Raw genomic sequence first — 15,517 nt, forward strand, 5'->3', positions numbered from 1 at the left:
TCCTGTGGTCTAGGTGTGCATGCAGTGTCTCAGCGTCGCCGGCGGCCGTCCGCACGGCGGCGACGAAACGTCGAACCGGCGGTGCGAACGCCCGATTCAGCGGATGGCCTGTTGCAGGGCCATCAGCACCAGCCCGGGTTGCTCGGCCATCATGTTGTGGCCGCCATCCACCTCGTGAATCTGCGCTTTCAGTGCCTCCGCCAGCGTGCGCGCAGCCTTGGGCATGGTCATCTGGTCCGAACGGCCCAGCACGAAGTGCACCGGACAGTCGACCTTGGCCGCAGCCGCCTCGCCGCCGCGGTAGCGGTCGCAGACCGAGAACTCGTGGTGGAACAGGTTCGTGCCGGTGCAGCCGGCCTGCATGCGCCGCATCAGCGCCCGATTGCTGCCGTGGAGCCACATGCCTGGCCCGGGGAACGACGGCTTGGCCGCATGCGTGGCGTGCGACCAGGCGTTCACCATGTCGATGGCCTTCAGCGGCTCGGCCTGCGCCGTGGCCAGCAGCGCCTCGGACACGCGCATCGGGTAGGCCGTGCCCATCATCACCAGCCGGCTCACGCGTCCTGGGGCCTGGCCAGCGGTCTCCAGCGCGATCAGCGACCCCATGCTGTGGCCCACCAGCACCGCCTGCTGGACGCCGGCCACGTCCAGCAGCGCCAGCAGCCAGCTGGCCAGGGCTTCGACATCGGGCAGCGGCGGCCCGTCGCTGAAGCCGTGCCCCGGCAGGTCGACCGCCAGCGCCGCGTGGCCATGGTGGGCCGCCCAGCGCGCCAGCAGGTTCCAGCAGCTGTGGTCGTGCAGCGCCCCGTGCACGAAGACCACGGCCGGCAGCGCGGCGTCGAACGGGCGACCGCCGGTGTAGGCGTAGGCGCTGCGGCCTTGTACGTCGAGCTTCATGCCGCCTTCTCCGCCACCTTCAAGGCGCGCTTGAGGTCCTCGATCAGGTCGTCGGCATCCTCCAGGCCGATCGACAGCCGGATCGTGCCCGGCCCGATGCCGGCCTGGGCCAGCGCCGCGTCGTCCATGCGGAAGTGCGTCGTCGACGCCGGGTGGATGACCAGCGAGCGGGCGTCACCCACGTTGGCCAGGTGGGAGAAGATCTTCAGCGATTCGATGAAGGCCACGCCCTGGCGGCGCGAGCCCTTCAGGTCGAAACTGAAGACCGCGCCGCAGCCCCGGGGCAGCAGGCGCCGCGCCACTGCGTGGCTGGGGTGACCCGGCAGTTCCGGGTAGCCCACCGAAGCCACCATCGGGTGCGCGGCCAGGAAGTCGACGATGCGCCGTGTGTTCTCCACGTGCCGCGCCATGCGCAGCGGCAGGGTCTCCAGCCCCTGCAGCAGCAGCCAGGCGGTGTGCGGGCTCATGCAGGCGCCGAAGTCGCGCAGCCCCTCGCGGCGCGCGCGCAGCAGGAAGGCGCCGACCGTGCTTTCCTCTGCGAACACCATGCCGTGGAAGCCCTCGTAAGGCTGGTTCAGTTCCGGGAATCGCGCGGCACGGGCCCAATCGAAGCCGCCGCCGTCGAGCAGCACGCCGCCCACCACGGTGCCGTGGCCGCACAGGAACTTGGTGGCCGAGTGGAAGACCAGGTCGGCGCCCAGGTCCAGCGGCTTCATCAGCCAGGGTGTCGTGAACGTGGCATCCACCAGCAGGGGCACGCCGGCGTCGTGGGCGATCTGGGCCACGGCCGGCACGTCCAGCACGTCCAGCCCGGGGTTGCCCAGGGTCTCGCCGAACAGCAGCTTCGTCTCCGGGCGGATGGCCGCACGCCAGCCGTCGAGGTCACCCGGCTTCACGAACGTCGTCTCGATGCCGAAGCGCCGCAGCGTGTAGTGCAGCAGGTTGTGCGAGCCACCGTACAGCGCGCTGGAACTGACCACGTGGCTGCCGGCGCCGGCCAGCGTGGTCACCGCCAGGTGCAACGCCGCCTGGCCGCTGGCGGTGGCAATGGCCCCCACGGCACCTTCGAGCGCCGACATGCGTTCCTCGAAGACGGCGTTGGTGGGGTTGCTGATGCGGCTGTAGACGTGGCCCGAACGCTCCAGGTTGAACAGGCCGGCGGCCTGCTCGCTGGATTCGAAGACGAAGCTCGTGCTCAGGTGCAGCGGCACCGCGCGGGCGCCGGTGGCCGGGTCGGGCGCGGCGCCGGCGTGCAGCGCCAGGGTGTCGAAACCGGGGTCGGAAGGGCCGGGCATGGGGTGAATCCGGAGCGCCCAGGTGCGCCGGAGGGGGTGGACCGACAGCCATTGTGGGCTATATTGGCTTCGACTTCCGCGCTTTCCAGGAGCTTGAGATGAAGGTCGCCGACATCCTGCGCGTCAAGGGCAACACCTTGTTCACCGTGCCGCCGGAGCAGCCGCTGGCCGACGCCGTGCGCACGATGGCCGAGATGGACATCGGGTCCCTGGTGGTGATGGACCATGGCGACCTGGTGGGCATGCTCACCTTCCGCGAGGTGATCCAGGCCGTGGTGCGCAACGGCGGCAGCGTGGGCACCACCATCGTGCGCACGGTGATGGACGACGCGCCGCTGACCTGCACGCCCGAGACCGACATGGACGAGGTGCGGCGCATGATGCTGCAGCGCCACGCCCGCTACATGCCGGTGCTCGACCGCAAGACGCTGATGGGCGTGGTCTCGTTCTACGACGTGGCCAAGGCCGTGGTGGACAGCCAGGACTTCGAGAACCGCATGCTCAAGGCCTACATCCGCGACTGGCCCGCCGACGACGCGGCCGACACCCGCAGCCCAGCCTGACGCCGTCAGCACGTCGAAACGCAGCGAAGCGCCCGCTTGGGCGCTTCGTCGTTTCTGGCCGGTGTTCAAGGGGCGCGGATCGGGCGGCCAACCGCCCGGGTACCGTCCTCAGGCGTCGAGGATCTCAGCGCTGCTGCAGCAGCAGAAGCACCGACTGACTCATCAGGTTGGCCTGCGCAACCATGGCCGTGCCCGCCTGCTGAAGAATCTGCGCCCTGCTCAGGTTGGCCGTCTCGGCCGCGAAGTCGGCGTCCATGATGCGGCTACGCGCAGCCGACTGGTTCTCGATGCCGATCTGCAGCGTCGAGATTACGGAGTCGAAGCGGCTCTGCGACGCCCCCAGCGTGGCGCGTTCGCTGTTGATGCTGTCGATGGCGTTGTCGATGTTGGTGATCACAGTGGCCAGATCGGTCGTCGTCACGGCCGAGCCGATGCCGGCGGGGGCCGAACCGCCAGTGCCGGCCACCGTCGTCAGCGTGGAGTCGGCGGCGAGGTTGGTGGTGGCAATGTCGATCTGATCGTTGCTGCTCACGCCAGCGCCGACCTGGAAGGTCTGCGTGCCTGCATCGGCGCCCAGGATGGCCTTGCCGTTGAACTTGGTCCCGCCCAGGATGCGCTGGATTTCCTTGGCCAGTTCACCGTACTCCTTGTTCAGCGACTCGCGGTCGCTGCTGGAGTTCGAGGCATTGCGTGCCTGCACCGCCAGTTCCCGCATGCGCTGCAGCGTGTCGCCCACCTTGCCCAGCGCACCTTCGGCTGTCTGTGCCAGAGAGATGCCGTCGTTCGCGTTGCGCACTGCCACCGACATGCCGCGCACCTGCGCGTTCATGCGCTCGGCGATCGCCAGGCCTGCGGCGTCGTCCTTGGCACTGTTGACCCGCAGGCCGGACGACAGGCGCTGCATGGATGTCATCAGCGAAGACTGTGATCCGCTGAGGTTGCGCTGGGCGTTCAGCGCGACGATGTTGGTATTGATGACCACTGGCATGGGCGAATCTCCGAAAAGCGGTGTGGATCGCCGCCTTTTTTCGACGATCCTGAGGCCGCTATCGGCGCCCGTTGCGCTGACTTGAGCGCGTTTGACAAATGGAAACGCCGCCCGAGGGCGGCGTTGTGATTTTGTCGGCGGATCGTGGGCTGCGTTGCAGCACCCTGAAGCTCCCCGGCGCCTGACCGCTTCGCCAGGCGCCGAACAGTCCGCAGGGACTGTTCCTCGTCCAGGTGCTCCCACGGCCTCGCAGAGCTCGGCCGCTTCGCCAGGCGATGAACAGTCCGCAGGGACTGTTCCTCGTCCAGGCTCAGCCCAGCAGCTGCAGGACCTGCTGGGGCATCTGGTTGGCCTGGGCCACCATCGCGTTGCCAGCCTGCTGCAGGATCTGGGCGCGGCTGAGGTTCGCCGTTTCGGCGGCGAAATCGGCGTCCATGATGCGGCTGCGGGCGGCCGACTGGTTCTCCACCGAGATCTGCAGGTTCGAGATCACCGAGTCGAAGCGGCTCTGCGACGCACCGAGCGTGGCCCGCTCGCTGTTGATCGTGTCGATCGCCGAGTCGATGTTCGTGATCACCGTGGCGAGGTCGCTCGTCGATGCAGCCGAACCGATGCCGGCCGTCGGGGCCGAGCCACCGGTGCCCGCCACCGTGCTGATCGTCGAGTTGGCCGTCAGGTCGGTCGTCGCGATGTCGATCGAGTCGTTCGTCGTCACGCCGGCGCCCACCTGGAAGGTCTGCGTACCGGCGTCGCTGCCGAGAATCGACTTGCCGTTGAACTTGGTGCCACCCAGCACGCGCTGGATTTCCTTGGCAAGTTCGCCGTACTCCTTGTTCAGCGACTCCTTGTCGTTGTTCGAATTGCTGGCATTGCGGGCCTGCACCGCCAGTTCACGCATGCGCTGCAGTGCATCGCCAACCTTGCCCAGCGCGCCTTCGGCAGTCTGGGCCAGCGAGATGCCGTCGTTCGCGTTGCGGATGGCAACGTTCATGCCGCGCACCTGGGCGTTCATGCGCTCGGCGATCGCCAGACCTGCGGCGTCGTCCTTGGCGCTGTTGACACGCAGGCCCGAGGACAGACGCTGCATGGATGTCGACAACGAGGACTGCGAAGCGGAGAGGTTGCGCTGCGCGTTCAGCGATCCGACGTTGGTGTTGATGGTCGAAGCCATTTTCTGCACTCCAGTCAATAAAGGTTGATCACAAGACTCCCGGCAACAACGCCGGCGAAATTCACCGGATACCGCGGAGAGGCTCCGCGACTTCCTGCAATGCCGCCCGCGCTAGTCAACCGTGAAGCCTCGGGGTGCTTCTCATCGCATCCCTCGGACATCGGCCGGCCAACCGGACCACGGACCCCGTGTTTGCAAGATCCGTTGGGGTGGGTATCGGAAGCCAACGAACGGAACTTGAGCCCGACCAGCGAAACTTCGTCGCCCGCTGTCAACCAGTTTTCGGCCCGTGGATGCGAAGGAATGCACGCGGTTTTCCCTGCTGTTTTCGTGCTGGTGGCCGAACGCGCGAGCCTAGAGTCGGGGGACCCCTGGAGAGCCCATGAGCACCGCGATGCTGTCGATGTCCAAGAAGACCCAAGGCCTGCGCTTCGCGCCGCCACCGGCGTCGGCCGCACGCATGGCTGGTGGTGCTGCACAGCAGGCGTGGTCGCAGGGCGTGGCGCTGGCCAGGTCAGGCCAGGACGCCAAGGCGCTGCCGCTCCTGCGACGGGCCACGGAACTGGAACCCGGCGTTGCGCTGTACTGGCTCAACAGGGCCGGCGCGGAGCGTCGGCTGGGCCAGGCCGAAGATGCGCAGGCAAGTGCCCGGCGTGCCTTCGAAAGTGACCGAGGCCATGCGCTGGCCTGCCAGATGCTGGCCGAACTGCTGCGCATGAACGGGCGCCATGCCGAGTCTCTGCAGGTGCTGCGTTCGCTCGATGCCTCCACGGTACGTGATGCGCAACATCGCCTGCTCGAGGGTGCAGCCCAGATGTCGCTGGGCGACTGGCAGGCCGCTGCCGTGGCGTTCCTGGAGGCCCTTCAGCAGCGCCCCGACGACGTGGCGGCCTACACGCAGCTCGGTTTCGCACTGGCCAACCTGAAGCGGTATGGCGAAGCCGCGGAGTGCTTCCGCACGATCGTCTTGCTCGAGCCAGCCGACATGGGCGCGGCGGTCTACGCCGCCCACTACGCGGCATGGGCCTGCGACTGGGCTGGCAATGCTGACGACATGGCGCGCATCGAGCGGTCGCTGGCCTTGCTCCACGGGCGGGCAGACACACCGGCGTTCAGCCCCTTCTGCCTGCTGTCGATGAACGACGATGCCGCGATGCATCTGCAGGCGGCGCGCATGGAGTCGGCACGCATCGCCCGTGTCGTGCGCCAGGCGGCGGATTGGCGGGCACCATCCTTCGGAGCTGCCGGGCACCCCGAGGCCGCGGCCGCCTTGGAGAGCAGCCGCATCCGCGTGGGTTTCGTGTCGGCAGACTTCCGAACCCATGCCACCAGCCTGCTGCTGGTGCAGACGCTCGAGCGCCTGGACCGCAGCCGATTCGAGCCGGTGCTCTATTCGCACGGTCCGGACGACGGTTCACCGTTGCGGCACCGCATGGAGGCTGCAGCCGAGCGTTTCGTGGACTGCCGCCACATGACGATCCTCGAGCAGGCGGCACGCATCCGTGCCGACGGGATCGCACTGCTGGTGGACATGAGCGGCTTCACTCAGAACACCCGGCTGGACGTGTTCACGCTGCGCCCGGCGCCTGTGCAGGCCCTGTGGCTGGCCTACCCCAGCACGACCGGTGGCGACTTCATGGACTACGTGATCGGCGATCCCGTGCTCACCCCGATGGCACACGCCGAAGACTTCAGCGAACACATCGCCCAACTGCCGGTGTGCTACGAGCCCACCGACGAATTGCGTGATCATCCTGAGCCGGTGGAGTCGCGCGCGGCCTGCGGATTGCCCGACGACGCCTTCGTCTACGCCTGCTTCAACCAGAGCTACAAGATCACCGAGGAGGTGTTCTCGCGCTGGTGTCGGATCCTTCACCGTGTGCCGGGCAGCGTTCTGTGGTTGCTGGTGCCCCAGGCGGAGATCCAGGCCGCGCTGCACGCGCAGGCTGCCGCGCGTGGCATCCCTGCAGAGCGCGTGATCTTCGCCCCGTTCGTCAGCCCTACCGAGCACCTGGCGCGCCTGCCCCAGGCCGACCTGTTCCTGGACACCTTCCCCTACGGCGCCCACACCACCTGCAGCGATGCGCTCTGGATGGGCCTGCCCGTGCTCACCCAGGTGGGCCGCAGCTTCTCGGCCCGCGTGGCCGCCAGTCTCCTGACTGCCGTGGGCCTACCGGAACTGGCCGTCGCCGATGCCGAAGACTACGAGACGCTGGCGGTGCGTCTGGCACAGGACCGAGCTGCGTTGGTGGACATCCGCGATCACCTGTGGGATCAGCGTCGCGACCTCCCGCTCTTCGACAACCTGTCCTTCACCGACGAGCTCGGCCAGCTGTTCGAGCGCATGGTCATGCGCTGGCACGATGGCCAAGCGCCCGCGCCACTGCTGGCCTCGTCGCCGTCACCCAGCCGAGGCGTTGTGTGGCAGCAGGGTTTCGAGGTCTCGCCGTGAACAGGTTGCGCCAATCTTGCCACAGGGACCCCCGATGACCCGAAAGCACATCCTGGTCTGCGGCATGTCGCGAGCGGGCACGACCCTGCTGCACTCGCTGCTGATGAACACCTTGCCCGGGTTCGACTTCTTCGACCGTGAAGTGCCTGCACTCGCACATGTGACGCACCCGCGCAACCTCGTCACCAAGCGGCCGCTGGACTGCCTGCAGCTCGATCAGATCGAACCTCGCTTCGCCGGGGTGGACCTGCGCATTGTGTTCTGCGTGCGCGATCCGAGGGCCGTGATCTGCAGCACGCACCCCGAGGTCCCGCATGACTACTTCATCGGCTACAGGCACCAGTATTTCATCGTGCCGGCACAAGGCATCTGCGAACCAAGCAACCCAGGCCTGCGGCAGATCCATGCGGCCTGGCGCGCCGTGCGCGGCAGGGCCTACACGCTGCACTACGAGAACCTCGTCCAGGATCCGGACGGCACCCAGGCGGGGCTCTTCGACTTCCTGGGCGAACCGGTCTCCCAGAGGTTCTCGTCCTTCGACGAGACCTCGCCAGTGGCGGCGGGCATGGCCGTGGCGCTCAACGGCCAACGTCCGATCGACGTGGACAGCCTGGAGTCCTGGACGCGCCACCCACTGCGCATCTGGAACGAGTTCACGGAGAACACCGGGCTGTTCGAGATGGTCCGCGAGCTTGGCTACGAGCACGACAACGACTGGTTCACCCGCCGCTATGCGCGGCGACTCGCGGCCTGAGCGGGACAGTCGGCACGCACGGCATGATCATCAGCCACAGCCATCGATTCGCGTTCATCAGCACGATGAAGTGCGCGACCAACTCGCTGACGCAGGCCTTGATCAGGGACTTCGACGGCGTGATGCCCGGCGGCCTGCACGAGCGACGGATGGAACTGGTGCCGGCCGGCTACTTCACCTTCTCCGTGTGCCGCAACCCGTACACACGCGCCATCTCGCTGTGGTGGTCGACCTGCATGCGAAATGCGCTGGACCGCTACGGCTTCCGGCAGGCCTGCGCCGATCCGGACACCCTGGGCGGCTTCATGCAATGGGTCAACGGCCTGCGGACAGTGCCCCACGAACTTCTCCTGACCCAGAGCCAGTGGCACCGTGACACCCGCGTCGACCGCTTCCTGAAGATCGAGGACCTGGACGCCGAGTTCGCGGCGCTCCCCTTTGCCCGGCCTGGCGCGAGCCTGGGCCTGCTCAACGCCACGACGACCGAACAGCAGGGGATCATGGACCTGCAGCGACTGCAGGCCGGCGACGGCGACCTGGCCTTCAGCACGCGACCGCAGCGACGGCGCTCGGCGGCTCGGGACTACCTCACACCCGGGGCGGTCGAGGCAGTCCGGGCGTGGGCGGCGGAGGACTTCGACCGCTTCGGCTACTCGCGTGATCCGCAGGTCGTGGTCGACATCGCTTTGGAGTGAGGATGGCTGCGATGAAGGTCGTGCATCTTGCCATGACGCCACTGGCTGGCGCGCCCATCCGTCTGGTGCAGGCACTCAACACCTGCACCGATGTGCACGCCCGCCTGGTCAACCTCAACCCGGGGGCCTACGGCACGCGTACCTTCGACGAAGATCTGGACTTCACGCGTCACCGCGCTCAGGCGCTTGAACTGCTGCACGAGGCCGACCTCGTGCACTGCCACCACTGGATGGATCTGCGCGCCAACCCTTTCGGGGTCGACCTTTCGCACAAGGTCGTGCTCCGCCAGTTCCATTCCGAGCCAGGCTTTGTCGCCCGGCATGCGGGTGTGGACGTGCAGGCGATCGTCGACGATCCGCTGCCACAGGTCGTCATCGCGCAGTTCCACGAGCGGCTCTATCCGAGGGCACGCCCGGTGCCGAACCTGATCAATTTCGACGCCATCGACCGCACGCTGCAGGATTTGCCGGCGCAGGCTGCACGGCGGACGCCGGTCGTGAGCTTTGCGCCGACATCGGACGTGGCGGCCGGTGCCGACAGATGGAACACCAAGGGCGCGCCGGAGACACGGGCCCTGCTGGGCCGGCTCGGGGCCGCGCACGATTTCGTCATCGATGCATTCGAGAACCTTCCCCATGCCGAATCGCTGCGGCGCAAGGCCGCCGCCGACGTCGTGATCGACGAACTCGTCACCGGCAGCTACCACCTTTCGGGCCTGGAGGCCCTGGCCCTCGGCCGTCCCACGCTGGGTTACCTGGACACACGCATGGTGGCCGTGCTGGCCGCACTCACTGGCAGCGATGCGTTGCCGTGGGTCAACGTGCACCTCGGCGCCATGGCGGACATCCTGCCCGACCTGCTGAAGGACTCTGCGCTGTGCCGTGAGGTCGGGCAGACCTCGGCCGCGTGGATGCGAGAACACTGGGCCACGGCGCGCATGGTCGACCACTACGTTCGCGTCTACGAGGACGTGCTCGACGGGCGGACCATGCTGCGCGCCACGCGCGCGCGGCTGCTGCAGGACCAGGTGCTGCCTGACCTGCAGTGGCTGCACCTCTCCCGCGCGCTCTACGAGCAACGCGAGGCTGCATGATCGGCCCTCACCAAAAGGCCTCGGGCCAGCGCGGCGTGGTGCTGGCCGTGAACTGCACGCCACCGGAGGCCGATCCCCAGGTGTACGCGTTCTGGATGGCCTTGCACCGCCACCTGGCCGCGCTCGGCTACCGGCTGGTGCTGGCCAGCACCATGCCGCTGGATGCACCCGAGGTCGACGTCATCGAGATCCCGTTCCTGCTGCCGGACTTCCCCCGGCGCTACCCGACATCGGCCAAGGCGCCCGGGGGTGTGTCCGGCGAGACCTTGTCGGAGCTTGCCCGCTGGTACGGTTGCAGCGTCGAGGAGGCCGAGGCGGGGCATGGCGTGGCCACCGCCTGCTTCGACGCCTTGATCGACGCCGTGCGTCCGGTAGCGGTGATGGGTTGGCAGAGTGCGAACCCCGTGACCCGCATCCTGCGTGGATGTGCCAGAGCCTTGGACGTGCCGTTCTGGTCGGGCGAACGCGGATGGGTGCGCAACACGTTGATGTTCGACCTGGTCGACAACAGCCTACTCAGCGAGTGCCGCCTGAGCCTCGGGCTCGCCACGGCACGTGCGCGCTACGTCCCTGCCGAAGGTCTGCTCGAAGACCTGACGCACCGTGCCTGCGCGGCAGCCAGCCTGGCCCGCTACCCCGCTGAAGAGCGGGTCGACGGCGCGGCCCTGCGCTCGCGTCTGGGCGTGCCTCCGGATGCGCCCGTGGTGGCCGTGTTCACGCACGGCGAGCCGTCGTTCGCTGCCTACGGCAGCAGCGCGGCAGGCCCACTGCACGACCTGTCGCCGGAACTGCTGCAGCGGCGCATGGACGCCGTGACCGACGAGTTGCTGGCACGCGGTTGCTGGTTGCTGGTGCAGGAGCACCCGTTCAACCACGACAACGGCCGCCTTCTGAGGCTCCGCACCGATCCACGGGTGATTCCCGTGAAGGCCAACGTGAGCAGCGTGCTCGATGCCGCTGACGTCTGCCTGTTCACCATCGCCACCCTGCAGTTCGATGCCGTGTTCCTGGACAAGCCCTTCGGGCTGCTTTCGCGAAGCGTCCTGCATGGGGACGGTCTGGTGCCAATGGTGGGCGACTATGCGGACACGGCCGCCTTCGTCGATGCGCTCATCGCGCTGGAGCACTGGCCCGCCCGGCGTGAGCGGCTCTGCGTCGATATTGCCTTCCTGTTCGAACATCTGCTCCTGGACGTCGCGCCGGGAGCGGTGGACGCCAGTGCAGCGCGTTGGGCCGGGCACCTGGCCGGCCTGGCCAGGCCGCGCGATGCGGACATCCAGACGCGCCTGTCCGAGTTCCGGGCCCGTTGGACGCCACCGGTCGAGCACACGGGTGATGAGTTACCGGCGGTGGCCGCGTCGCTGTCGCGGCCCTTCGCCGAGACCGTGGACGCCGAGGGTGGCGATCCGCTGCTGCAGCTGGAGCGCGCGTTGGCCGCCACGCCACCCGAGCGGCCGTTGGACGCGGCCGAGCGGGCGTCGTTCCAGCGCCGGTGCCAGGCGATGGGACTGCGGGGTCAGGTCGAGATCGACGCGGCGCTGCTCAGGCGCGATGCGACCACCCAGCCACTGTTGCCATCGCTCGTCGTGGCCGAACTGATGCTGGCGCTTGGTGAGACCTCCCTGGCGCATGACCTGGCCAGCGTGCTGGCGAGCCGCTTTCCGCTGGATCAGCGCGTGCGCGATCTGCGATCCAGTGCTGTACGTCCGGTCGGATCGCCGCGCGACGGGTCCGAACGGCGCTGGCAGCCGTTGCGATGATGACGCAGACGCCGGCATCTGCGCTGAACGGGGTGGCGCAACCCCTGGTGTGCCGCCCGGAGGCGCCGTTACGGGTTCGGCCACCGATCGCGGCAGACCTGGCAGACGCCAGGCGTCGGTTGAAAGCATGGCTGGGGGCGCGGCCCTGGCAGGCGGTCTCGCTGGGCCAGAACTGCAATGTCGCGTGGTACCTGTCGCAGGTTGGCGCCAAGGCCTTCTCCGGGCCGTTCGACTGGATCTTCAGCGCCGCAAGCATCGTGGCGGCGTGCCTGGAGGACGACTTCACCACCTTCCTCGACCGCTCGCAGATGGTGCCCATCCGCGACGGCTCGGCTGCCGGCCATCTGGCGTACCACGCGTCGATGTTCAACCATCGTTCGCCGCTGAGTACCGAAGCGGACCACGCGTACTACGTGCGCTGTGTCGGGCGTTTCCGGGCACTGCTGAGCCCTGGGATCCCGGTGGTGTTCGTCTGCCAGCTCATCAATGAGCCTGGCAAGCGGCTCCGGTGGGCCAACGGGTTCAAGCACCAGCACGCGCTGCCGCTGCAGCAGACTGCCGAAAGCTATGCCGCGGTGCGACGGCTGATCCAGGCCAAGAACCAGGCCGCCCGCTTCGTCTTCATCGATCACCGCACGCAGGGGACTCAGAGTCTGCAGGTCGGCCCGGTCGACCGCGACACGTTCACGCTGGCGTTCGAGGCGCAGGGGCGCAACGACGGCGTCAAGTACGTCGATCAGGACGACGACGCCGTGATGCGGGAGCTGTTCGGGGTGTTCGGCCCGCCGCCGTCGTGGGTCGCGCCTAACCCTGCGGTTCAGTTGGGGTAGGCACGCGGCGCCACCGTCTTCCAGCCCAGGTCGCCCATGCCCGGGGGCTGGCCCACGCCGGTGCGGGAGGTGCCGTTCATGGTCCATGCCGACAGCGCGCCCGTGCTGGCATGACGGAGCAGGATGTCGGCCTTGCCGTCTGCATTGAGATCGGCCACGGCAGCCACCCGCCAGCCTGCGTCCGACGGTGTGCCCACGGTCGCCGACGCCAGCCGGACCGCTCCGTTCATGAGCCAGACCATCACCGCCCGGGTGCTGCCGTTGCGCCAGACGATGTCGGACTTGCCGTCGCCGTCGAGGTCGCCGGTGCCGGCCACGCGCCAGTTGAGGTCGGTCAGGTCCGGCAACCGTGCCGTCGCGGTGCGCACGGCACCATCCATCGTCCACAGCACGGTGGCCCCGTTGGCGCCGTTGCGTAGCAAAAGATCGGCCTTGCCATCGCCGTCGAAGTCCCGGGCGCCGACCATCTGCCAGTTGGGGTCCGACGGATTGGGCAATTCCGTCGACGATCGCCTCGTGGCGCCGTCCATCAACCAGATCAGGTTCCGGCGGCTCGTCCGGTGTCGCCATTGCACATCGTCCTTGCCGTCGCCGTCGAAGTCGGCCACGCCGACGACCTCCCATTGGACGTCGGCGATGGTGGGCGGCTTGCCGATGCTGGTGCGCACGAGCCCGTCCATGAACCACACGGAGTTGCCGCCATGGAGTCCGTGCCGCCAGAGGATGTCGGCCCGGCCGTCGCCGTCGAAGTCGCCGGTGCCGGCGACGCGCCAGTTCTTGTCGGAGGGGTTGGGCAGCCGGCCGGAACCGCTCAGCCGGGTGGCGCCGTCCATGTGCCATAGCGTCACTGCGCCGCTGACGTCGTGGCGCCAGAGGATGTCCGCGCGGCCGTCGCCATTGAAGTCGTGACGCGCCTCGCGGGCGCTGGTCGCGGCCCAGGGCAGGTTCACGGAGTCGATCCAGGCGCTGTCGGCCCCGGCGCTGCCGCTGCCGTTCTTGGTGTACCGCCAGGTCAGCGTGTGCTGGCCCGCCGAGATCGGGAAGTGCACCATGCCCCACGGCACCTCGCCCGACCAGCTGTCCTGCAACTGCCCGTCGATGAAGAACTGCAGCTGGTCCTGCCCGGCCTCCGACGACACCCTGCGCGCGAAGCTGATGTCGCCCGCACGGAAGCTGCCGCCGACGCTGATGCCTGCGACCTGGCCATGCCCCACGGTGGCCGCCTTCAGGGCGTGCGTGCCCACGTAGGGGCCGCTGCTCGTCGGCGCCCAGCCGGCGGACGCGCCGCTGGCGGTGGCCCAGCCTGGGGGCAGCGCGCCGCCGCCCAGGAAGTCCTCGGCGGTGGAGGCTGCGAAGGTGGCCGTCACGCTGCGCGCCGCGGTCATCGGCACCGTGCAGCCGATCTCTCCGCCAGTGCAGGCGCCGGACCAGCCCACGAACTGCGAGCCGGCGCCATGCAACGCCTTGAGGGTCACGCTGGCGCCATTGGTGATGTCCGCACTGCAGGTCGAGCCACAGTTCAGGTTGCCGGCGTTGCCGGTGACCGTTCCACTGCCCTTGCCTCCTCGGCTGATGGTGATGCGGTAGGTCTCCGGTGGGATGGCCAAAGACGCCTGAAGATCCAGCAGCGGCTTGGGCACACCGTTGCGGCCGTCGGTCACCGTGGCGCCGAGCTTGAGCTTGGTGACCAGTGCCGACACGGTGTCGTTCGGGTAGCTGGCCCGCAGCACCGCCGCGGCGCCGGCCACGTGGGGCGTGGCCTGCGAGGTGCCCTGCATCGTGATGCCGGCGGCCGAGATCATGGACCCCGGTGCCAGCATCGTCATGAAGGGTGCGCTGTTGGAGAAGCTCGTCACCTGGTCCGTCGACCCGCCCGCGTCATGGGTGGCGCCCACGGACACCACGTTGGCATAGGCGGCCGGCGCGCTGATCGAATCGCTGTAGCCGTTGTTGCCGGTGGCGGCGACGACGACGATGCCGGCCGCCACGGCGTTGGCGATCGCCGTTCCCCAGGCATCGGTGGGTGCCAGCGCCGCGAAGTGGCGACCGCCGCCCAGGCTCATGTTGATGGCGGCGATGTTGTAGGTGGCCTTGTTGGCGATGCACCAGTTGATGGCATTGATGATGACGTTGCTGTAGGCCAGACCGTCAGCCTCGAACACGTCGAGCGCGGCCACGCGGGCGCCTGGCGCCACCCCGAGCACGATGCCGGCAACGTTGGTGCCGTGGAAGCTGCCGGTGTCGCGCGCACCGTCGGGCGTCGCGAAGTCCAAGGCCACGGCCACCTTGCAGGAGCCGCCAGGGCTGCTGCAGGACCCGAAGGCCGCCCGCGCATAGTCCACGCCCGTGTCGAGCACGGCCACGGTGGTACCGGCACCGACATGACCCGCAGCCAAGGCCGCGGGCTGCTGGATGCGCGCCAGGCTTTCCGTCAGCGCCGGCCGGACAGCCACGACGGCGTCGATGGACCGGATCCGACCCTGCCGGCGCAAGTTTTCCAGCGCACGCGCCGACCGGACGCGTGCATGCATCACCGGCAACTGGTCGTAGTCGCGCAGCACTTCCACATCGGGTTCCGCGGCGGCCGCCAGGACGTCGACCTTCAACGCCCCCAGCAGTGCCCGGCGCGCGCGCACGACACGGGCATGTTCGTCCCGTCCCAGACGGCGATGCAGTGCCAGCGGCCCGACGCTGCTGCGCAGTTGCCGCTGCTCCAGCGTATCGTCGAGCACGATCATCACGTCCACCGGCTGGCCGCGCTGGGCACGCTCGGCCACGGTGGCGCTGATACGGGCACCCGAGGGCGCCGCCACCACATGCAGGGCCATGCCCATGGCGGCCACCGTCAGGGCGGCACGCAGGAAACGGGCGAGGGTCATGGGCGGGCCTCCGGCTGCTGCGCCGGGGGACGTTCCCGCGGACTGCTCCGTTCTCTCGGCCGTCCCCTTCCTGCCTTGAGGAGGGGCTGGTGCCCGTTTGCGTGCAAGGCGTCACGGCGGCGCGTCTCATGACGCGCCT

Annotated in this window: 12 protein-coding genes; 7 read left to right on the forward strand and 5 right to left on the reverse strand. The window is 68.5% G+C overall.

Annotated features, from left to right (window positions below; genetic code table 11):
- Nucleotides 1–96: 96 nt before the first annotated feature.
- Together ENE75_RS05525 and ENE75_RS05530 are read right to left on the reverse strand one after the other, a co-directional pair.
- On the reverse strand, nucleotides 97–897 hold the full coding sequence (locus ENE75_RS05525) for an alpha/beta fold hydrolase (RefSeq protein WP_128196375.1): 801 nt from the start codon (nucleotides 895–897) through the stop codon (nucleotides 97–99).
- The gene (locus ENE75_RS05530) at nucleotides 894–2,192 is read right to left on the reverse strand and encodes an O-acetylhomoserine aminocarboxypropyltransferase (protein WP_128196377.1); all 1,299 of its coding nucleotides are present in this window, start codon (nucleotides 2,190–2,192) and stop codon (nucleotides 894–896) included. The genes ENE75_RS05525 and ENE75_RS05530 overlap by 4 nt, the downstream gene beginning before the upstream one ends.
- A gap of 98 nt (nucleotides 2,193–2,290) precedes the next feature.
- On the opposite strand from ENE75_RS05530, the gene ENE75_RS05535 reads away from it, so the two are divergent.
- Nucleotides 2,291–2,755, forward strand: coding sequence for a CBS domain-containing protein (locus ENE75_RS05535; protein ID WP_128196380.1), 465 nt, complete (start codon nucleotides 2,291–2,293; stop codon nucleotides 2,753–2,755).
- A 124-nt stretch (nucleotides 2,756–2,879) separates the two neighbouring features.
- On the opposite strand, the gene ENE75_RS05540 is transcribed toward ENE75_RS05535, so the two are convergent.
- Both ENE75_RS05540 and ENE75_RS05545 read right to left on the reverse strand, forming a co-directional pair.
- The gene (locus ENE75_RS05540) at nucleotides 2,880–3,743 is read right to left on the reverse strand and encodes a flagellin N-terminal helical domain-containing protein (protein ID WP_128196382.1); all 864 of its coding nucleotides are present in this window, start codon (nucleotides 3,741–3,743) and stop codon (nucleotides 2,880–2,882) included.
- A 310-nt stretch (nucleotides 3,744–4,053) separates the two neighbouring features.
- Nucleotides 4,054–4,914, reverse strand: coding sequence for a flagellin domain-containing protein (locus ENE75_RS05545; RefSeq protein ID WP_128196384.1), 861 nt, complete (start codon nucleotides 4,912–4,914; stop codon nucleotides 4,054–4,056).
- 382 nt (nucleotides 4,915–5,296) lie between these two features.
- Between ENE75_RS05545 and ENE75_RS05550 the strand changes: the two genes are divergently transcribed.
- The 6 genes from ENE75_RS05550 to ENE75_RS05575 are packed head-to-tail and all read left to right on the forward strand — an operon-like array spanning nucleotide 5,297 to nucleotide 12,499.
- Complete coding sequence (locus tag ENE75_RS05550) at nucleotides 5,297–7,366, forward strand: O-linked N-acetylglucosamine transferase, SPINDLY family protein (RefSeq protein WP_128196386.1); 2,070 nt, start codon at nucleotides 5,297–5,299, stop codon at nucleotides 7,364–7,366.
- Between the two features lie 34 nt (nucleotides 7,367–7,400).
- On the forward strand, nucleotides 7,401–8,120 hold the full coding sequence (locus ENE75_RS05555) for a sulfotransferase family protein (protein WP_158288859.1): 720 nt from the start codon (nucleotides 7,401–7,403) through the stop codon (nucleotides 8,118–8,120).
- 23 nt (nucleotides 8,121–8,143) lie between these two features.
- A complete protein-coding gene (locus ENE75_RS05560) occupies nucleotides 8,144–8,815 on the forward strand; it encodes a hypothetical protein (RefSeq protein ID WP_128196390.1) in 672 nt (223 codons plus the stop codon).
- 11 nt (nucleotides 8,816–8,826) lie between these two features.
- The gene (locus ENE75_RS05565; protein ID WP_128196392.1) at nucleotides 8,827–9,909 is read left to right on the forward strand and encodes a glycosyltransferase family protein; all 1,083 of its coding nucleotides are present in this window, start codon (nucleotides 8,827–8,829) and stop codon (nucleotides 9,907–9,909) included.
- A complete protein-coding gene (locus tag ENE75_RS05570; protein ID WP_128196394.1) occupies nucleotides 9,906–11,669 on the forward strand; it encodes a hypothetical protein in 1,764 nt (587 codons plus the stop codon). The genes ENE75_RS05565 and ENE75_RS05570 overlap by 4 nt, the downstream gene beginning before the upstream one ends.
- Complete coding sequence (locus ENE75_RS05575; RefSeq protein ID WP_158288860.1) at nucleotides 11,669–12,499, forward strand: DUF1796 family putative cysteine peptidase; 831 nt, start codon at nucleotides 11,669–11,671, stop codon at nucleotides 12,497–12,499. Before ENE75_RS05570 ends, ENE75_RS05575 begins: the two co-directional genes overlap by 1 nt.
- On the opposite strand, the gene ENE75_RS05580 is transcribed toward ENE75_RS05575, so the two are convergent.
- Nucleotides 12,487–15,378 carry a S8 family serine peptidase gene (locus ENE75_RS05580; protein ID WP_128196399.1) on the reverse strand — a complete coding sequence of 964 codons (2,892 nt, stop codon included), beginning with the start codon at nucleotides 15,376–15,378 and terminating at the stop codon, nucleotides 12,487–12,489. The two genes, ENE75_RS05575 and ENE75_RS05580, sit on opposite strands and share 13 nt — an antisense overlap.
- Between the last annotated feature and the right edge of the window lie 139 nt (nucleotides 15,379–15,517).

The organism is Rubrivivax albus (assembly GCF_004016515.1).
Taxonomy (GTDB): Bacteria; Pseudomonadota; Gammaproteobacteria; order Burkholderiales; family Burkholderiaceae_C; genus Rubrivivax; species Rubrivivax albus.